The 20,227-nt window shown below is 42.2% G+C and carries 18 protein-coding genes; 13 read left to right on the top strand and 5 right to left on the bottom strand.

The features are described 5' to 3' along the window. Positions 1-55: 55 nt before the first annotated feature. The 4 genes from LI149_RS10380 to LI149_RS10365 all read right to left on the bottom strand — a co-directional run bounded on the left by LI149_RS10380 (position 56) and on the right by LI149_RS10365 (position 4,468). Positions 56-1,954 carry an extracellular solute-binding protein gene (locus LI149_RS10380; RefSeq protein ID WP_040015301.1) on the bottom strand — a complete coding sequence of 633 codons (1,899 nt, stop codon included), beginning with the start codon at positions 1,952-1,954 and terminating at the stop codon, positions 56-58. Next, positions 1,951-2,796, bottom strand: coding sequence for an ABC transporter permease (locus tag LI149_RS10375; RefSeq protein ID WP_052302905.1), 846 nt, complete (start codon positions 2,794-2,796; stop codon positions 1,951-1,953). The genes LI149_RS10380 and LI149_RS10375 overlap by 4 nt, the downstream gene beginning before the upstream one ends. Continuing rightward, positions 2,768-3,841, bottom strand: a complete 1,074-nt coding sequence (locus tag LI149_RS10370; protein WP_040015300.1) for an ABC transporter ATP-binding protein — start codon at positions 3,839-3,841, stop codon at positions 2,768-2,770. The genes LI149_RS10375 and LI149_RS10370 overlap by 29 nt, the downstream gene beginning before the upstream one ends. Positions 3,842-3,928: 87 nt before the next feature. Then, complete coding sequence (locus LI149_RS10365; protein ID WP_117614050.1) at positions 3,929-4,468, bottom strand: helix-turn-helix domain-containing protein; 540 nt, start codon at positions 4,466-4,468, stop codon at positions 3,929-3,931. Between the two features lie 284 nt (positions 4,469-4,752). On the opposite strand from LI149_RS10365, the gene LI149_RS10360 reads away from it, so the two are divergent. From LI149_RS10360 to LI149_RS10335, 6 genes are all read left to right on the top strand, one after another. Further along, positions 4,753-5,523, top strand: a complete 771-nt coding sequence (locus LI149_RS10360; protein ID WP_227143323.1) for an ABC transporter substrate-binding protein — start codon at positions 4,753-4,755, stop codon at positions 5,521-5,523. Continuing rightward, complete coding sequence (locus LI149_RS10355) at positions 5,520-6,593, top strand: hypothetical protein (RefSeq protein ID WP_227143322.1); 1,074 nt, start codon at positions 5,520-5,522, stop codon at positions 6,591-6,593. The genes LI149_RS10360 and LI149_RS10355 overlap by 4 nt, the downstream gene beginning before the upstream one ends. 22 nt (positions 6,594-6,615) lie before the next feature. Beyond that, positions 6,616-7,599 (top strand): ATP-binding protein, encoded by a 984-nt coding sequence (locus LI149_RS10350; protein ID WP_227086529.1) that lies wholly within the window; start codon positions 6,616-6,618, stop codon positions 7,597-7,599. 117 nt (positions 7,600-7,716) lie between these two features. Further along, complete coding sequence (locus LI149_RS10345; RefSeq protein ID WP_173789338.1) at positions 7,717-8,529, top strand: xanthine dehydrogenase family protein subunit M; 813 nt, start codon at positions 7,717-7,719, stop codon at positions 8,527-8,529. Beyond that, positions 8,519-9,004 carry a (2Fe-2S)-binding protein gene (locus LI149_RS10340; protein WP_005331169.1) on the top strand — a complete coding sequence of 162 codons (486 nt, stop codon included), beginning with the start codon at positions 8,519-8,521 and terminating at the stop codon, positions 9,002-9,004. Before LI149_RS10345 ends, LI149_RS10340 begins: the two co-directional genes overlap by 11 nt. Next, the gene (locus tag LI149_RS10335; RefSeq protein ID WP_227078193.1) at positions 8,992-11,298 is read left to right on the top strand and encodes a xanthine dehydrogenase family protein molybdopterin-binding subunit; all 2,307 of its coding nucleotides are present in this window, start codon (positions 8,992-8,994) and stop codon (positions 11,296-11,298) included. Before LI149_RS10340 ends, LI149_RS10335 begins: the two co-directional genes overlap by 13 nt. A 77-nt stretch (positions 11,299-11,375) precedes the next feature. Here the strand turns inward: LI149_RS10335 and aroC are convergent, their stop codons facing one another. Then, positions 11,376-12,479: a chorismate synthase gene (gene aroC / locus LI149_RS10330; protein ID WP_005336765.1), complete on the bottom strand. Its 1,104-nt coding sequence runs from the start codon at positions 12,477-12,479 to the stop codon at positions 11,376-11,378. Between the two features lie 167 nt (positions 12,480-12,646). Here aroC and LI149_RS10325 point away from each other — a divergent pair, with 167 nt between their 5' ends. The 7 genes from LI149_RS10325 to deoD all read left to right on the top strand — a co-directional run bounded on the left by LI149_RS10325 (position 12,647) and on the right by deoD (position 20,148). Next, the gene (locus tag LI149_RS10325) at positions 12,647-14,188 is read left to right on the top strand and encodes a peptidoglycan binding domain-containing protein (protein ID WP_227143321.1); all 1,542 of its coding nucleotides are present in this window, start codon (positions 12,647-12,649) and stop codon (positions 14,186-14,188) included. Between the two features lie 24 nt (positions 14,189-14,212). Further along, positions 14,213-15,343 carry a tRNA guanosine(34) transglycosylase Tgt gene (gene tgt, locus LI149_RS10320; RefSeq protein ID WP_173786198.1) on the top strand — a complete coding sequence of 377 codons (1,131 nt, stop codon included), beginning with the start codon at positions 14,213-14,215 and terminating at the stop codon, positions 15,341-15,343. A gap of 202 nt (positions 15,344-15,545) precedes the next feature. After that, the gene (yajC, locus tag LI149_RS10315) at positions 15,546-15,851 is read left to right on the top strand and encodes a preprotein translocase subunit YajC (protein ID WP_005331150.1); all 306 of its coding nucleotides are present in this window, start codon (positions 15,546-15,548) and stop codon (positions 15,849-15,851) included. 51 nt (positions 15,852-15,902) lie between these two features. After that, positions 15,903-16,823, top strand: coding sequence for an alpha/beta hydrolase (locus LI149_RS10310; protein ID WP_173786199.1), 921 nt, complete (start codon positions 15,903-15,905; stop codon positions 16,821-16,823). A gap of 2 nt (positions 16,824-16,825) precedes the next feature. Next, positions 16,826-18,646: a DUF6320 domain-containing protein gene (locus LI149_RS10305; RefSeq protein ID WP_117606054.1), complete on the top strand. Its 1,821-nt coding sequence runs from the start codon at positions 16,826-16,828 to the stop codon at positions 18,644-18,646. Between the two features lie 22 nt (positions 18,647-18,668). Then, positions 18,669-19,445 (top strand): uridine phosphorylase, encoded by a 777-nt coding sequence (gene udp / locus LI149_RS10300; RefSeq protein ID WP_227143320.1) that lies wholly within the window; start codon positions 18,669-18,671, stop codon positions 19,443-19,445. A 4-nt stretch (positions 19,446-19,449) separates the two neighbouring features. Beyond that, complete coding sequence (deoD, locus tag LI149_RS10295) at positions 19,450-20,148, top strand: purine-nucleoside phosphorylase (RefSeq protein ID WP_029730369.1); 699 nt, start codon at positions 19,450-19,452, stop codon at positions 20,146-20,148. The last annotated feature ends 79 nt before the right edge of the window (positions 20,149-20,227 follow it).

The following is a 20,227-nucleotide window of genomic DNA, read 5'->3' as shown; positions in this document are numbered from 1 at the left end:
CCTGTTATATAAAAATAAATCCAAACGATTCAAGATATCGTTTGGATTTATTAATTTATTTGGATTTTACCTGACGCCATAATTCATTGTATATGGCATCATTTTCATCTCCCAGGAATTTGAATGTTTCGCAATTTTCCAGTGCTTTATCATCTGGAAATACAATTGGATTATTACGGTATTCCGGATCGAGGAGTTTTCTTCCTTCCTCATTCGGGATGGAATAGGTGATATAGTCGAAGTTCATCTTAGCAATGTCCGGACGGCACATGAAATTGATAAAAGCTTCTGCGTTTTCTTTATTCTTTGCGTTTTTCGGGATGACCCAGGAGTCAATCCACATGTTACTTCCTTCTTTTGGAATGACATATTCCAGGTCCGGATTTTCAAGCTGACAGGTGATAGCTTCTCCGGAGTAGATGACAGCGAGAGCAGCCTCATTTCCAATCATTTTATCACGGGCCTGATCGACAACATAGGCCTGGACAAGTGGCTTTTGTTCGATCAGTTTATTCTTAGCTTCAGTCAGTTCATCCAGATCGGTTGAGTTCAGTGAGTAGCCAAGGTATTTTAATGTGATGCCAAATGCATCACGGACACTATCCTGCATGAGGATACTATCTTTGTATTTTTCGTTCCACAGAATTCCCCAACTATCTACAGGATCGTCGACCATAGTTTTATTGTAAAGGATTCCTACAGTTCCCCAAAGGTGAGGAACAGAGTATTTATTCTCCGGGTCAAACTCTTTGGAATGCTCCATATAAGTGCTTCCAATATTCTTGATGTTCGGAATATTGTCAAAATTCAGTTCAGCCAGCAGATCATTTTCAATCATACGCTGGATCATGTAGTCGGACGGGCATACGACATCGTAGGCAATGGCGCCTGACTGTATTTTTGGATACATGATCTCGTTTGTTTCATATTCTTCGTAAACGACATCAATGCCGGTTTCTTCTTCAAACATATCTAAAGTTTCCGGATCGATATATTCTCCCCAGTTGTACACAATGACCTGTTTGTCACTGGAACTTTTTGAGCGGATGCCATAGAAAATTCCACCTGCCAGAATGAGAACGACCATACAGACCGGAACCACTCTCGACATCATAACTTTGCGGAATTTGCGAAGCTTTGGATGCTGACTGGCAACTTTGGAAATTTTAGCATTTTTTGCACCGGCAGCTTTTTCATCTGGTTTCATGTTGATCAATAACAAAAGAATCATGACAACCAGGAACATCAATGTGGACAGTGCATACATGGAAGGATTGATTCCTTTTCGCACCTCACTGTAAATCTTGGTGGACAGAGTGTCGACACCAGGTCCTTTTGTAAAATGCGTGATGATAAAGTCATCTAAGGACATAGTAAATGCCAGTAGGAAACCGGAGGACACACCTGGCAGAATGTCCGGGAATACGACTTTGAAAAAAGCGTATAACGGAGAAGCGCCAAGATCCAGGGCGGCCTCATAAGTGCTGACGTTCGTTTGCCGCAGCTTTGGCAGAACACTCAGGATTACATAGGGAATGTTAAAGGTAATATGTGCAATCAGGATTGTCTTAAATCCAAGGGAAAATCTACATGCGATGAATAACAGCATAAGAGAGATTCCTGTCACAATATCGGCATTTAACATAGGAATATTGGTTACACCAGTCACGACAGTACGCATTTTCTTTCGCATTGCCTGAATACCGATAGCGGCAGCAGTACCGAGAATCGTAGCAATCAGCGCAGATAACAATGCGATGATCAGTGTCGTATAAAGTGCGTTCATAATGGAATTATTTTTAAATAATTCCACATACCATTTTGTTGTAAAACCTCCCCATTTGGAACGGGATTTTGAGGAGTTAAAGGATAATACCATAAGGGTGATGATCGGCGCGTACAAAATGACGCATATCAGCACCAGATAAAACCGTTTAAAAAAATTCTTGATCAAAATGTAGTTCCCTCCCCGTCTTTATCGTATTTTGCAATCAATGCCATACTGATCAAAATGAAGATCATCAGTACAAGGGACATACCGCTGCCAGAGTGCCAGTTACTTCCTTGTTTAAATTCCTGCTCAATAACATTACCGATCAGGAGAATCTTACTTCCACCTAAGAGGTCGGAGATGACAAAAGTTGTCAGTGACGGTACAAAGACCATGGTAATTCCGCTGATGATCCCTGGAACGCTCAGTGGCAGCAGGATTTTTGTAAATGTCTGCACACTGTTTGCACCAAGATCTCTGGCTGCTTCGATCACATTTGTGTCAATTTTGGACAGTACATTGTAAATTGGTAAGATCATAAATGGCAGAAAATCATAGACCATACCAAGTACGATGGCATATGGAGTGTTGATGATTTCCAGTGCCGGTAAATGGAAAAAATGAAGGAGACTGTTGATAACTCCGTTCTTTTCCAACAGATTCTGCCATGCAATGATCCGAAGCAAAGAATTCATCCACATTGGCAGGATGAAAATCAGTACGATAAAGCTGGACTGATTGACGCCAAGTCCAGTCAGGATCATAGCCAGAGGGTATGCGAGAATCAGGCAGATAATCGTACTGACAAGGGATAACAAAAGTGCCAGTCCCAATGCCTTTAAATTCTCAGGTTCTGTGATCCTGGCAAGATTCATCAGGGTGAATCCACCGTCATTATTCGTCAGACCATAGTAGAAGACCATGATAAGAGGAATGATGATAAATGCTGCTGACCAGAGAAGATACGGACCGGCAAGCATCTGTTTTAATAATTTACTATTCTTCAATTGGTACCGCCTCCTCATCTTCAGATTCTGGTTTTTTCATGATCTGAATATCAAATGGGTCTACGCGCAGTCCGACTTCTGCTCCGACTGGGAACATATCGGTGCTGTGCACGAGCCATTCGTAATTATTTGCCATGACTTCCATCTCATAGTGAACACCTTTGAAAATAACATGTGTAACAACGCCTCGGATAATTCCGTCTTCTGGTTTTACAAGGTCGATGTCTTCCGGGCGGATCACTGCATCAACAGGCTTCTTCTGACCGAATCCTTCATCGACACACGGAAAGTTGGCGCCGAGGATATTGACGAGCCGGTCATGTACCATCGTGGCAGAAAGAATGTTACTGTCACCGATAAAGTCTGCAACGAACGCATTCTTCGGTTCATTATAAATATCTTCCGGTGTTCCTACCTGCTGGATATATCCCTGGTTCATAACGACGATCGTATCGGACATAGTCAGGGCTTCCTCCTGATCATGAGTGACGTAAATAAATGTAATGCCAAGCTCATTTTTTAAGCGGATCAGTTCGTACTGCATATCCTGACGCAGCTTTAAGTCAAGAGCACCAAGAGGTTCGTCAAGAAGCAGGACTTTCGGTTCATTTACAATGGCTCTTGCAATAGCGATACGCTGCTGTTGTCCGCCGCTTAAGGAAGCAGGAGTACGGTTTTCGAAGCCTTCAAGATTAACAAGTTTTAACGCATAACGAATCTTATCATTGATGTAATTCTGAGATTTTCCTTTAATCTTTAGCCCGAATGCAATATTTTCTGCAATGGTCATATGGGTAAAAAGTGCATATTTCTGGAATACGGTATTTAACTGTCGTTTGTTTGGAGCCAGGTTCGTGATATCCTGACCATCGAAGATGATTTTTCCAGAGTCAGGAGTCTCGAATCCACCAAGAATACGAAGCAGTGTTGTTTTTCCGCAACCGCTTGGTCCCAGAAGAGTTAAAAATTCATTTTCCCGGATATAAAGATTCAGTTCGTCTAGTACGACATTTTCATCAAATGCTTTGGATATATTTACAATATCGATTAATTTATTAGACATGTTCATTGTCCTCCAAAAATGTAATTATAATTTAGAACTTAAGGCCGGCTATCAAGGAAGTCCTGATAGATAAGAAGTCTGCTCAGCCTAAAAGTTCGGCGGGGTGCTGACCCATAAAATAACGGCACCGGATGTGCCAAAAGCTTCTATATAATGTTCAGAGTGAGGTGTGAAATAAAAAGATTCTCCTTTTTTCGCAGTGTAACTTTTATGTCCGATATGAATCTTGATACTTCCTTTTAATACATAACCAAATTCTTCACCTTCATGTGGAAGATCCCGGTAAGTTAATCCGCCAGGCTTTAGAGTCAGACGGATCGGTTCCATCATATTTTTCTGAGCGTTCGGTATGATCCATTCGGTCTTGCTGCCAAGTTCAGAATCAATTTTCTCAAAATAGTCTTCATTTCGAAATACGATCTGATCTTCCGGCTCTTCCTGAAAAAATTCTGAGACGGTTGTGCCCAGGCACTGCAAAATGTCCATCAATGTCGCAATGGACGGGGAGGTGAGATCCCGTTCCAGCTGGGAAATAAATCCCTTGGACAGTTCACTACGGTCTGCCAGCTCTTCCTGGGTGAGCCCCTTGGCGACGCGGAGTTCCTTAATCTTTTTGCCGATATCCATCAAAAATCCACCTTTCTGAAAGAATCATTATGGATTCCTTGTGTTGATTTAAAGTAAACATGATAAAAGCCGTCACCAACAAAAATAAAATTAAACTCAAAGTTTAGTATTTGTTAACAAACGACCTGAAAATCATTATACAGGAAAAATACTAAAAATCAACAGTTTAAATGAAAATAATTGAAAAATGAATGTAAAATTTCAGAATGTAAAAATGAGCAAAAATGCAGATGAAGGCAGTTTTTTATGGACATGATAAATCATGAATGCTATAATAACTTAGTTTGACAATATGTCAGCTGAGAGGGTGTGGAGTAAAGAAAGAGAAAGCGGCAGACAACGAACTGCCGGAGATTGTCATTGGAATGGATTATTTTGAACCTTACAGTTATCAGGTGAGTAATGGTGAATATAAAGGTATTGATGTGGAACTTGCCAAGGAAGCATATCAGAGGCTGGGATACCAGCCTAAGTTCGAGAATATAGTCTGGGAAGATAAAGACGAACTTCTGGCAGAAGGAACAATCGACTGTCTGTGGAGCTGTTATTCCATGAATGGAAGAGAAGATAAATATCAGTGGGTAGGTTCGTATCTGTACAGTCGTCAGATGGTGGCTGTAAGAAAAGAGAGTGAAATCAATACTATTCAGGATCTGGAAGGAAAGAGGATTGCGGTTCAGGCGACCACAAAGGCAGAGGATTTTTTCCTTCATAAGATTGCGTCAGATCTTCCACAAATGGAGCCGGTAAACTGCTTTTCTATGACGAATGAACTTTATGCTGCACTTAGAAAAAATTATGTAGATGCGATTGCAGGTCATGAGGCAATGCTGGGCAGCCTGGTGAGAGATGGAGAGGATGCATACCGTATGCTGGACGAGAGTATCTATACTTCAGAACTCGGAATTGCTTTTAAAAATGGAACCCACAAAGAAGTAGCACAAGAGCTTACAGAAACTCTCGAAGAGATGCGAAATGAGGGCATTACAGAAGAAATAGTCAAAAAGTACGGATTGGATGCGGATGAAATCCTGCCGGGAGGAAAAAGCAAATGAGCAAACAGGTAAGAACGCAGATGCCGCAGACGCAGAAAAAAGATAAGTGGAGTAAAAGCAAAGGAAAGAAATTTGACAAAAATGCATGCTTATTGGTGTTTGTTCTGATTTTTTCCGGAATCCTGATTTTTCTTCTGTTGACAGCGAGTGATAATAAAAAACTGAATAGTACGTTGAATGAGACATTTGACTTTGCAAAAACCAGGATTGAAAGGTATGAGATCTATAATACGAATGACCAGGTTGTCAGTACCAATAAACAGGAGCTTCTTTCGAGTTCTGTAGAAGAATCAAAGTCATTGTATAAAAATGAATTTAAGGTAGGGGGGAATGGAATTGTCTGCCTTTATTCAAAGGCCGGAAACTGGTATGGACGCGAGGAGAAGATTAAAGACTATGATGCATATATCTTTTTCCCAGAAAGCCAGGTTTACATCACACGAAATATTGTATGTGTGATTTATGTGTTACTTGCCTTACTTCTTTTCTCTCTTTATTGGGTGAGCAGGAACAGAACAGAAAAGAGAAGTATCCTTCAAGATCAGAAGAGACTTCGTGTGATCAATGCACTTGGCCATGCATATTCTTCTATTTCTCTTGTGAATATAAAAACAGAGAAAATCGAAATTGTAAAATCTTCAAGGAATATGAAGCCGGATCAGAAAGGGGATATTCTTTCCAAAGTGCACCTGGAAGAACTGATACAGCAGGTTATTACAGAGCCATTTCAGGAGAAATATCGTGAATTTATCAATATGAGTACGGTGACACAGCGTCTGGAAGAACGTGAGACGTTGAGCTTTACAGCTCAGACAGTAGAAGGAAGGTGGCTGACAATAATCATTGTGCCGCAGGGATATGATAAAACTGGGAAACTAAGTACAGTTCTGGTTGCGAACCGTGATGTAACAGAGGAAAAAGAACGAGAGATAGAGCGGGATAAGAATCTGAGAAATGCACTCGCAGCTGCGGAACATGCAAACAGGGCGAAAACAGCGTTCCTGAATAATATGTCCCATAATATCCGTACGCCGATGAATGTGATTATCGGATTTACAGCATTTGCTTAGCCTGATCAATGATGTGTTGGATATGAGCAGAATCGAGAGCGGTTCTGTTCGAATTGAATATACAACGGTACACCTGCCGGATATTTTGCATGATTTAAGAACGATCATTCAGGGATCTGTACATTCCAAACAGCAGGATCTTTATATTGATACACAGGATGTAATTCATGAAGATATCATTACCGACAAGCTGCGTCTGACACAGGTCCTTCTCAATATTTGCAGTAATGCTGTAAAATTCACACCGGTCGGCGGTATGATTAACATTCGTGTTTCGGAGAAGCCATGCAGAAGAGATGGATACATAACGGTCGTTTTCAGTGTGAAGGATAATGGAATCGGAATGTCTAGGGAGTTCCGAAAGCATGTGTTTGATTCTTTTTCAAGAGAGCATACTGTTACGGAGAATGGGATTGGAGGAACCGGTCTTGGAATGGCGATCACCAAAAACATTGTGGACATGATGGGTGGTACAATTCAGGTTGAAAGTGAAACCGGAAAAGGAACAGAATTTACAATTATGCTTGAATGCGAAACATCAGGAGAGACAGTGAAACGGGAACCTGTTCCAGAGCTAAAAGGTGCCAGAGCGCTTGTGGTGGATGATGATGCACAAACTTGTATGAGTGTGAGCAGAATGCTGCGTGAGATTGAAATGACGGCAGACTGGACAACTTCGGGAAAAGAAGCGGTACTTCGGGCAAAAGAAGCGTATGAACAGAATCAGGAATTTAAAGTGTATATCATTGACTGGCTGATGCCGGATATGAACGGAATCGAGACAGTACGCAGGATTCGTATGGTGGTTGGAGAGGAGTATCCGATTATTATCCTGACTGCCTATGACTGGTCAGATGTTGAACAGGAGGCAAGAGAGGCGGGAGTAACTGCATTTGTGTCGAAACCGTTGTTTCTTTCAGAGCTGCGGGAAGTTCTGATGAGTCAGGCGCAAAGAGAACTCCTTAGGAATGAAAAACAGAAGGCTCAGGCGAAAAAACGAGAATGATAAAAAAGAACAAAACAGGTTTTGACAAATCACCTATATTTCCGTAAAATATAATTGGTTATTTATGCAAAATGGATTTTAAAATTTCTGAAAAATCAGGGAGAATGAAGAGAGATTATGATTAAGATCAAGAATTATAAAAAGGTAGAAAACCTGGAAGAAGCCTGGGAGCTGAACCAGAAGCGCACGAACCGGATTATTGGAGGTATGCTCTGGGTAAAGATGAGTGATGCTAATGTGCAGACTGCAATCGACCTGTCCGGACTTGGGCTGGATCAGATCGAAGAGACAGAAGAGGAGTTCAGAATCGGCTGCATGGTCACGCTTCGTCAGATGGAATTGCATGAAGGATTGTCTCATTATACAGAAGGCGCAGTGAAAGACGCATTTCGACATATTGTAGGAGTACAGTTCCGTAATCTTGCAACAGTCGGAGGAAGTCTGTTCGGCAGATTTGGATTCTCAGATGTGTTGACACTTCTGCTTGCATTAGATTGTGATGTGGAGCTTTACAAAGGAGGAATCATGTCCATTCAGGAGTTTGCGAAACTTAAAAGAGACAATGACATTCTGGTTCACATTATAATAAAGAAGACGCCAGTTCATATTTGTTATCAGTCTGTGAGAAATACAGTGACAGATTTCCCGACACTTAACCTGACAGCAGCAATCTTTGCTGATAAGATGCGTATTAGTATCGGTGCCAGACCGGGAAAAGCTATGTTGTTCGAAGACGCGGCTGGATTGTTGAAGGGGCTGACAGATGGAAGTGTTACAGAAGAAGAGATACACACATTTGCCAAAGAGATAAAAGAAAAGCTTCCGACTGGAAGTAATATGCGAGGAACTGCTGAATATCGAAGCCATCTGGCAGAGGTTATGACCGTTCGCGCACTTCGTATACTGGGAGGTGACAGAAATGCAGATTAGTATCGTACTTAATGGAAAGAAAATTCAGGAAGAGATCGAACCGGACCTGCTTCTTATAGATTTTGTAAGAAAGCATGGATGTAAAAGTGTAAAACGTGGATGTGAGACTTCAGGTTGTGGACTTTGCACAGTATTTTTAGATGATAAGCCGGTACTATCCTGTTCTATTCTGGCAGCCAGAGTAGATGGACATAAAGTCACAACGCTTGAAGGGCTTAAGGAAGAAGCAGAAGAGTTTGGCGCATTCATTGCAGACCAGGGAGCAGAGCAGTGTGGTTTCTGTAATCCGGGCATGATTATGAATGCACTGGCATTATTCCGTGAAAATGAATTTCCGAATGAGGAAGAGATAAAAGAGTATCTGGCAGGGAATCTGTGCCGTTGTTCCGGGTATGAGGGACAGCTTCGTGGAATCCAGAATTTCCTTGTCTGGAAGAAAGAAAAAAGAGGGGAGGAAGTATCATGCAAATTGTAAATCAGCCAGTCAGAAAAAAAGATGCCATGCAGCTTGTGACCGGTCAGCCAGTATATATGGATGATATGATTCCGGAAGATTGTCTGATCGTGAAACTGCTCAGATCCCCTCATGCAAATGCGGTGGTGCAGGAGATTCAGACAGATAAGGCAATGAAAGTTCCTGGAATTGAGGCCATCTATACATGGAAGGATATCGACCAGAATGGACGAAGATTTACATGTGCAGGACAGACTTATCCAGAACCCAGTCCATATGACCGTCTGATTCTGGATCGTCATGTCAGATTTGTAGGAGATCCGGTTGCGATTGTGGCAGGAGAGACAGAAAAAGCGGTGGACAGAGCCATTTCCATGATCAAGGTACAGTACGAGGTGTTGGAACCGATCCTTGATTATCATAAAGCTTTGGATAATCCAATTCTGGTGCACCCGGAAGATAACTGGGAGGCGCTTTGTCCGGTAGGAGCAGATAATAAAAGAAATCTGTGCGCACATGAGGCGAGTGAACATGGAGATATTGATCAAGTACTGTCAGACTGTGACATTATCATCGACCAGGTATATCATACAAAAGCGTGCCAGCAGACGATGATGGAAACAATGCGTACATATTGTTCCATTGATACATATGGACGTCTGAATGTATTTAGCTCTACCCAGATTGTGTTTCACTGCAGAAGGATCATTGCAAATGCACTTCATATTCCAAAATCACAGGTACGTGTCAGCAAGCCGCGTATCGGAGGAGGTTTTGGAACAAAACAGACAGCGGTCTGTGAGGTCTATCCGGCATATGTGACCTGGATGACAAAGAAGCCGAGTAAGATTATTTTCACCCGTGAGGAATGTATGACAGCTTCTTCTCCGCGACATGAGATGGAAATGCATGTGAAACTTGGAGCTATGAAAGATGGAACTATCCGTGGAATTGATCTGTACACCATTTCTAACACAGGTGCCTATGGAGAACATGGACCGACAACAGTCGGACTGTCCGGGCATAAATCTATTCCGCTTTACGGAAAAGCAGAGGCATTCCACTTTGTTTACGACGTGGTTTATACGAATGTTATGTCTTCTGGAGCTTATCGTGGATATGGTGCAACACAGGGACTTTTTGCCATTGAGACAGCAGTTAATGAACTGGCAGAAAAACTCCATATGGATCCGATGAAACTTCGTGAGATGAACATAGTAAAAGAAGGACAGGTCATGCCTGCATTTTACGGTGAGACAAATACAAGCTGTGCCTTGGACCGTTGTATTGCAAAGGTGAAAGAGATGAGTCACTGGGATGAGAATTATCCGGTTCGCGAACTAGGACATGGAAAAGTCCGTGCTCTTGGTATGGGACTTGCCATGCAGGGATCTTGTATCAGTGGATTAGATGTAGGCAGTGCAGCGCTGAAACTGAATGATGAAGGTTTCTACATTATGCGAATTGCAGCAGCAGACATGGGAACAGGTTGTGATACGATTCTTGCACAGATTGCAGCAGAAGTATTGGAGTGTCCGCTTGATAAAGTAATTGTATTTGGAGCAGATACGGATGCATCACCATATGATTCGGGATCTTATGCATCCAGTACGACTTATGTAACCGGAAAGGCAACTGAGCTGTGTGCGAGAAAGCTTAGAGATAAGATTTGTCTTGTCGGAGCTAAGATGCTTGGATGTGATGAGAAAGAAGTAGAATTTGACGGTGATAAAGTCATCTATAGAGGCGAAAAGACTCTGGAAAAAACAGAAGTTTCCCTGTTTGATATTGCAACAGCGTCTATGGCGGGCAACAGTATTGCTCTGGAAGAGACTGTGACCATGAGCCAGCCAACTTCACCACCGCCATTTATGGCAGGCGTGGCAGATGTGGAAGTGGATCTTCTGACCGGACAGGCAAAAGTGATAGATTATTATACTGCTGTTGACTGTGGGACTCCGGTGAACCCAAACCTGGCAAGAGTTCAGGCTGAGGGCGGAATCCTTCAGGGAATCGGAATGGCACTGACGGAGAATATCACTTATGATGCAAAGGGAAGACTTTATGAAAATTCTCTCATGCAATATAAGATTCCGACAAGAGAAGATATCGGTCATATTCATGTAGAGTTTGAGAGCAGCTATGAAAAGTCTGGTCCATTTGGCGCAAAATCGATCGGTGAGGTCGTGATCAATACACCACTTTCGGCAATTGCTCATGCAATTTATAATGCAACCGGACACCGATTCAGGGAACTCCCAATCATGCCGGAACAGATTGCTATGTGTGAAGAAAATCCGATGTGGAAAAAGTAGGGTTATAGTACAGATAAATGAGTTGAAAAGAGAAGTCGTAAGGGTAAAAGCTTAGGACTTCTCTTTTTTTGACGTTATTATTCTTTACAGTAAAATGCTTCTAAGGCATCCATCTTTGCGGACATATTTATCATCATCTGGTCTAAAATTGTGATTGCGGCCATAGATTCTACAACAACAACAGCCCTTGGTACAACAACCGGATCGTGACGTCCGGTAATGGCAATCGTCGTATCTTCGAAAGCCGTATTGATGGTCTGCTGTTCCTTGCTGATGGAAGGAGTCGGTTTAAATGCAGCCCGCAAAATCAGCTCAGAACCATCACTCATACCTCCGAGGATTCCGCCGGCGTGGTTCGTCTTTTTTATAACGGCACCATTCTGACATGTAAATGCATCATTGTTGCTGCTGCCGTGGCTTTTTGAAGCTTCAAATCCATCACCGATTTCCACACCTTTGACAGCGCCAATGGAAACGACTGCTTTTGCGAGAGAAGCGTCAAGTTTATCAAAGACTGTCTCACCGATTCCGGCCGGCATGCCTTTTACGCGGCATTCCACAATTCCACCGGAAGAATCCTGATTTTTCATGCAGGATTCCAGATAATCGGAAGCTTTTTTTGCATAAGCATTATTTGGCATATATAACATATTTTCGGCAATATCTTCATAACGATATTCCGTTTCAGGAATACAGATATCTCCAATAGAACGGGTAAAGGCAATCAGGTCGATTCCTAATTGTTCCAGGATTTTTTTTGCAATTGCACCGGCTGCGACCCGGCCAATTGTTTCACGGGCAGAAGAACGTCCGCCACCGCGGTAATCGCGGATGCCATATTTTGCATCAAATGTATAATCAGCATGTCCGGGACGGTAACAGTCTTTAATTTTACCGTAATCTCTGGAACGCTGGTCCTGATTGTAGACAATGACAGAGATTGGTGTGCCGGTTGTCTTACCCTCGAAAACACCGGAGAGAATCTGGGCAGTGTCGCTTTCATTTCTCTTCGTTGTAAATTTACTCTGGCCAGGTTTCCTTCGGTCGAGCTGTTTTTGTATATCTTCTTCACTTAAGGAAAGTCCCGAAGGACACCCGTCGATCACAACACCGATTGCAGGTCCGTGAGATTCTCCCCATGTGGTGATACGGAACAATGTTCCATAAGTTGATCCAGCCATAATGTCAATTTCTCCTTTGATGTCATAGGTTTTGTTATAGATTTCTTTTTATTATAAAACAATCTTAATAAATTCTTCAAGAATTTTTCGTGAATTAGCTCTGTACTTTTAGAAGAGTGCATATTATAATGATAGCGTGTGAACTAGAAAAGGGGAGTTTGACGAACATGTTTGGAAAAAAGAAGAAAAACGAGTACGAAGAAGAAGTAGTAGAAGAAGGCAGAGACGAGTTTGACGTAGATTATAATGACGATGAAGATTTCGAGACAGACTTTGTATCTCTGGACGAAGATGAAGATGAGAAACCAAAGAGAGGCGGCATTGGCAAGAAGGTAGGTATCACGTTTGGTGTGATCTTAGCAGTTCTGGTAGTTGCTTATGTTGGCATGGCGTTTTACTTTGACAGTCATTTTATGTTCAACACAACGATCAATGGTAATAATTTTGCATTGAAGAGTGTTGCACAGGTGGAAAAATATATGGAACAACAGGTTGCGGATTATACTTTGACACTTCAGGAATCTGACGGCGACAGTGAACAGATTACAGGAAGCGAGATTTCTTTGGAATATGTGCCGGGAGATGAAGTTAAAGAGCTGGCAAAGAAGCAGAACAAGTTTCTTTGGATTACATCTCTGTGGGAGAAGCCGGTGATTGAGGCAAAGATTGGAGTGAAGTATGATGAGAATGCACTTGCAAGGCGTATTGAGAGTTTGAATTGCCTGAAAGAAGAGAATCAGGTGGCTTCTGTAGATGCGCATCCAGAATTCCAGAATACAGAGTTTGTGGTCGTGCCAGAGGTCATTGGTACGCAGATTGATACAGAGACATTTAATAAAGATATCAGAGAGTCGATAGAAGGATTCCAAGATACCTTGAATCTGACAGATACGAACTGCTATATCAAACCGAGATTTTTATCAGATTCCCAGGAAGTAGTGGCAGCAAAGGATACCATGAACAGCTATCTTGGAGCGAATGTTACATATGACTTTAATCCGAATACAGAAGTGGTAGATGCATCTGTCATTTCACAGTGGGTGATTGTGGATGCAGATATGAACGTTACATTTAATCAGGAAGCAGTAAAAGAGTATATTGCTGCTCTTGCAACAAAATATAATACGAAAGGAAAACCGCGTCAGTTTACAACTGCAACAGGCAATACTGTCACAGTTGAAGGTGGCGGTTATGGATGGAAAATCAATCAGGATGCAGAGTATGATGCATTGATCGCCAATATCCAGAATGCTGAGACTGTAACAAGAGAGCCGGAATATTCCAGTCGTGCAGCCAACCATACTGCAATGGATATGGGAAATACATATGCAGAAGTCGATCTTACCACGCAGCATATGTGGTTTATTAAAGACGGACAGATTGCGCTGGAGACAGATATTGTAACAGGTAATCCGAACAAGGGAAATGCGACACCGCAGGGAACCTATTCTTTGGCATACAAGTCAAGAAATAAGACACTTCGCGGAACAAAGAAACCAGATGGAACTTACGAGTACGAGACACCGGTTGCTTACTGGATGCCATTTAATGGAGGTATCGGATTCCACGATGCAACATGGCAGTCTTCATTTGGAGGCAACAGATATTTAAGTCACGGTTCACATGGCTGTGTTAATATGCCGAAAGATAAAGCGGCGGCACTTTATGACCTGATTCCGGATGGATGCCCGGTAGTATGTCATTATTAAAAAAGAAAAAGAGAGGGAAAGATCATGTATGAATTATTAAAGACAGATGGTCTTGCCAAAAGAGGAAGATTACATACAGTACATGGGGTCATTGAGACCCCTGTATTTATGAATGTAGGAACTATTGCGGCAATCAAGGGCGCGGTGTCAACAACAGATCTGCAGGAGATTGGGACACAGGTTGAATTATCCAACACATATCATCTTCATGTAAGACCGGGAGATGAGGTCGTAAAGAAACTTGGCGGTCTTCATAAGTTTATGGTGTGGGACAAGCCGATTCTTACTGATTCCGGTGGATTTCAGGTGTTTTCGCTGGCAGGGCTCAGAAGAATAAAAGAAGAGGGAGTATACTTTAACTCTCATATCGATGGAAGAAAGATTTTTATGGGACCGGAGCAGAGTATGCAGATCCAGTCCAATCTGGCCTCCACCATTGCGATGGCATTTGACGAGTGTCCGTCCAGCGTTGCAGACCGGGATTATATGGAAAATTCTGTGAACCGTACGACCAGATGGCTTAAGAGATGTAAAGCAGAGATGGACAGACTGAACAGTCTGCCGAATACAATTAACAAGCATCAGATGTTATTCGGCATCAATCAGGGCGGCGTGTATGAGGATATCCGTGTGCGCCATGCACAGGAGATTTCAGAACTGGATTTGGATGGCTATGCAGTTGGCGGACTTGCAGTTGGAGAGAGTCATGAGGAGATGTACCGGATTCTGGATGCAGTTGTGCCGCATCTGCCACAAAATAAACCGACATATCTGATGGGAGTCGGAACACCGGCGAATATTCTGGAAGCTGTAGAACGTGGTGTTGACTTCTTTGACTGTGTATATCCAAGCAGAAACGGACGCCATGGACATGTGTATACGAATCATGGAAAGATGAATCTGTTCAATGCCAAGTATGAGTTAGATACAAGACCAATTGAGGAAGGTTGTAACTGCCCGGTATGCAGAACGTATTCCAGAGCTTATGTGAGACATCTTCTGAAAGCAAAGGAGATGCTCGGCATGAGATTTTGTGTACTTCATAATCTATATTTCTATAATAAGATGATGGAAGAGATCCGCGAGGCAATTGAGGCAGGAAGATACAAAGAATATAAAGAAGAGAAGCTTCGCAGAATGGCAGAGGGCGAGTAGATCACAGGCAGATCAGAAAAATCGCAGCAAGAATGCCGAGACATTCTTGAATTGGTACAGGAACGGGCAGAATTTTCAGGTGAGAATTGTAAAAATAGAAAATATTTATAAAATCACGTAGAAATGATGAAAATATCTTGATGAAAATGTCAAATTCCTGTATAGTAGAAACAGTGTTTAATGAAATTTAGGAGGAAATATTATGTACGCATTGGCAGCACAGAGCGCAGGAACAAACTGGGTAGTACTGATTTTAGTATATGTAGTAATATTCGGTGGATTTTATATGTTATTCATGCGCCCACAGAAAAAAGAGCAGAAGAGAATCCAGGAGATGATCGCAGAGATGGAAGTCGGTGATACCGTACTTACAACAAGCGGTTTCTACGGAGTAATCATCGACATTACAGATGATGATCTTATCGTAGAGTTTGGTAATAATAAGAACTGTAGAATCCCGATGCAGAAAGCAGCAATCGCACAGGTTGAGAAAGCATCTGCTGAATAGGAAGATGAGGAGTGAAGAAGAATCCCGGGACCGGGGTTCTTCTTTTTCTATATGGCGATCAATCATTCTATGAAGAAGATTTTAAAGGCACTGTCGTTTGACGGGATTGAGGTGGAGGCAGCCAGACATCTTGCCAGCCTCAAAGCGATAGACCCAATGAAAATCTTTCACAAAACAATCGATTACAAGATATATAACGGAGATTATGAAGTGCCGGTGCGTATTTATCTGCCGAGAGAAAAGGTGACGGAAGATCTTCCGGTCTTTTTGTTCTTCCACGGTGGCGGCTGGGTAACGGATTGTATTGATAATTATGAAAGAATCTGTGCAAGACTGGCATCCGCGACAGAACATATTGTGGTGTCGGTAGAATACAGACTGGCGCCGGAACATCCATTTCCAACAGGTTTTATGGACTGTTATGCAGTGGCCAAAGCCATTTATACAAATCGGTTTATTTTAAATGTGAATCCTCAACGCATTACATTGATCGGTGACAGTGCTGGCGGAAATCTTGCGGCAGCAGTTTCGCTGAAAGCAAGAGATGATGGGATTTTTAAGCCCCAAAGACAGATTTTGATCTATCCTGCAGTGAATAATGACTACAGTGATACTTCCAGGTTCCAGTCTGTAAAAGACTGTGGAAGTGATTATCTTCTGACAGCAGGAAAGATGCGTGATTATATTGATTTTTATGCGGCCAGAGAAGAGGATAAGAAGAATAAATATTTTGCACCACTGATGGAGACGGATTACAGAAATCAACCGGATACATTAATTCTGACAGCAGAGTTCGATCCACTTCGAGATGAAGGGGAAGAATATGGAAAACGGCTAAAGGAAGCCGGTAATTACGTGGAGGTTCATCGAATCAAAGATGCGCTTCACGGATATTTTGCGCTTGGGATCCGGTATTTCCATGTGCAGGAAAGTTTTGAACTGATCAATCAGTTCTTAGGTAGGAGGGAATAAAAGTGTTCCAGCAAAGAAGAGCATATTGGCGGAATCTGGACAATGCGGCAAAAATGTTTTCCGCTGCCAGCAGCCCGAAGGATACAAGGGTATTTCGCTTTTACTGCGTATTAAAAGAAAAGATTGACGGAAGTATTCTTAAGATGGCATTGGATCAGACAATCCAGAAGTATCCGGTCTTTCTGTCAGTCATGCGAAAAGGACTTTTCTGGCATTATCTCGAGAAAAGTGATCTGCGGCCGGTCGTAAGGGAAGAGTACAAGGAACCGTGCAGCCATCTTTATATAAGAGATAAAAAAGAATTATTATTTGAAGTCACCTATTATAAGAACCGGATTAATTTTGAAGTGTTTCATGCACTGACAGACGGGACGGGAGCAACTGAATTTTTGCGAGAGCTTGTGAAGAACTATCTTTATCTGATGCATGAAAAGGATGGCCTGGAAAATGTGATCCTTACGGAGCAAGATCTGACAGTAAAAGATCAGGAGGAGGATGGTTTTGGCCGTTACTACAATCCAGATGAGCGTGGCACGAGAAAGAAAAAGAATCATGCTTATCAGATTCGCCGGGAGAGTAAGGAATATGAAGAACTTCAGATTGGCGAGACGACTGCCTCAGTAAAAGAACTTCTGGAAGTATCAAGAAAACATGGCGTATCCATGTCTGTATTTTTGACGGCAGCGATGATCTGTGCGATTCATGAAGAACAAAGTAAGATTCAGGAAAAGAAGCCTGTAATTTTAATGGTTCCAGTGAATTTGAGAAAAATTTTTCCATCTGATTCTATGCTGAATTTTTTTAGTTATATTGAACCGGGATATCGTTTCGGGGAAGGCAAAGATTCTTTTGATGATGTGCTGGAAGCAACAAAGCAGTATTTTGAAGAAAATCTGTCAAAAGAAAAAATTGCGGAACGTATGAACAATCTGATTGCCTATGAGAAACATAAAATTTTAAAATGGGCGCCACTGGAATTGAAGAACCGTTGTATCAAGATGGGAGCGAAGCTTGCAGAGCGGGAAGTGACAGCAGTATTGTCCAATATGAGTGTGGTGAAGATGCCGCCGGAATATGCAAAATATATTGAACGTTTCGGAGTTTACACAAGCACCATGCGTACAGAGCTTTGTGTATGCTCTTTTGGAGATACATTGTCATTTGCGTTTACTTCCAGATATGACAGCACGAATATTCAGCGTAATTTTTATCGCATATTGAAGGAACAGGGAATCTTCGTAAAAAAAGTGGAAGCAGATTACCCGAAAGAGGCTAAACCCAATTATGAAGGAAAGAAAGTATTTCAGATTTTTAATTTCTGCTGTATTGCAGCAGTTGTTCTGTGTATCATGTTAAATCTGATCCTGACACCAGATTTACACTGGTGGATATTTGCGGTAGCAGGAGGATTTAGTATGTGGCTTGCATTTGCGACCGGATACCTGAAGCGTTATAATTTACTTAAGAATGCGATGTGGCAGCTGCTTATTGTGAGCATAGGTAGTATTTTGTGGGATATTTTCACAGGGTGGCACAGGTGGTCGGTAGATCTGGTATTGCCGCTAGTCTGCCTGATCGTGGAGATATTGATGGAGTTGATTGCAAGGATCCAGTCACATCCGCCAAAAGAATATATGATTTACTATGTAATGGCATCGGTCTACAGCATGGTACTGCCTCTGATTCTGATGGCGACAGGTGTGATCTTGTACCGTGCATTTGCAGTTATCTGTGTGGGCTTAAGCTTTTTATTCTTTATAAGACTACTTCTATTTAGAAAAAAAGAATTTAAAGAAGAAATGTATAAAAAGTTTCATGTGTAATGATGCGAAGGAGGTATGTCATATGATTAATTATTCAGAAGACAAAGACAGACAGTATCACGTACAACTGGAAGAAGGGGATGTTGGGAGATATGTGATTCTGACCGGAGATCCAAAGCGCTGTCAGAAGATTGCAGAACATTTTGAAGATGCTCTGCCTGTAGCAGACAGTCGTGAATTTACAACGTATACCGGTTATCTGGAAGGGGAGAAAGTCAGTGTAACGTCGACCGGGATCGGAGGTCCTTCTGCAGCAATTGCACTGGAAGAACTGGCAAATGTAGGAGCCGATACATTTATCCGGGTGGGAACAAGTGGAGGTATGCAGTTAGAGGTAAAAAGTGGTGATCTTGTCATTGCTACAGGAGCAGTCCGCATGGAAGGAACAAGCAAAGAATATGCGCCAGTTGAGTTTCCGGCAGTATCGGATTTTCATATCACGAATGCGCTTGTAGAGGCAGCAGAAGATCTGAAATTTCCTTATCATGTGGGTGTGGTGGAATGTAAAGATTCTTTTTATGGGCAGCATGCACCACAGACGAAGCCTGTTGGATATGAACTGTTAAATAAATGGAATGCATGGGTTCAGTGTGGCTGCCTGGCCTCAGAGATGGAATCAGCAGCACTATTCGTTGTGGCAAGTTACAGGAAAGTACGGATTGGAACGGTTCTTCTTACAATGGCGAACCAGGAGCGGGCAAAGAAAGGACTGGATAATCCAGTCGTGCATGATACAGAGGTACCGATTCGTACAGCAGTAGAAGCACTTCGTATACTGATCAGAAAAGAGAGGAGATAATGCTATGGGAACACCACACAATGAAGCAGAAAAAGGAGAGGTTGCAAAACGAGTTCTGATGCCGGGAGATCCGCTTCGTGCAAAATATATTGCGGAACATTTTTTGAAAGATGCAGTATGTTTTAATACTGTGAGAAATATGCTCGGATACACGGGAACTTATAAAGGAGAGAAGATTTCTGTTATGGGAGGCGGTATGGGAGTTCCATCAGTCGGAATCTATACTTATGAACTGTACCACGAATATGAAGTGGAAGAAATTATCCGCATCGGCTCGGCAGGAGCCCTTCAGGATGATGTGGATCTTCGGGATGTGGTCATTGCTGTAGGTGCCTGTACAGATTCGAATTATGCCGCACAGTATAATCTTCCGGGAACATTTGCACCGATTGCAGACTATGAATTACTGGAAAGCGCCGTGAACACAGTGAGAGAGAAAGGCCTGACAGTCCGTGCCGGAAATGTACTTACTTCCGATGTGTTTTATAATGATGATCCGACAGTCAATGACCGTTGGCGCAAGATGGGAGTACTTGCAGTGGAGATGGAAGCAGCAGCACTTTATATGAATGCAGCAAGAGCAGGAAAAAAGGCGCTTTGCATGCTTACAATTTCCGATCATTTATACAAAGATGAAAAATTATCTGCCAGGGAGCGGCAACTGGGATTTGATAATATGATACAAATTGCATTAGATATGTGATTTTGATGGAGTATTTGCTTATTTTCTAGGTTCCGGAGCAGTTTTTTTGATAGGTTTAGCGTATTAAAGTATTGAAATC

Origin of the sequence: Dorea sp. 210702-DFI.3.17 (assembly GCF_020560825.1) — a bacterium.
Taxonomy (GTDB): domain Bacteria; phylum Bacillota; class Clostridia; order Lachnospirales; family Lachnospiraceae; genus Dorea; species Dorea formicigenerans.
The sequence above is the reverse complement of the archived record's forward strand: the minus strand, read 5'-3'. Positions and strand labels throughout refer to the sequence as shown.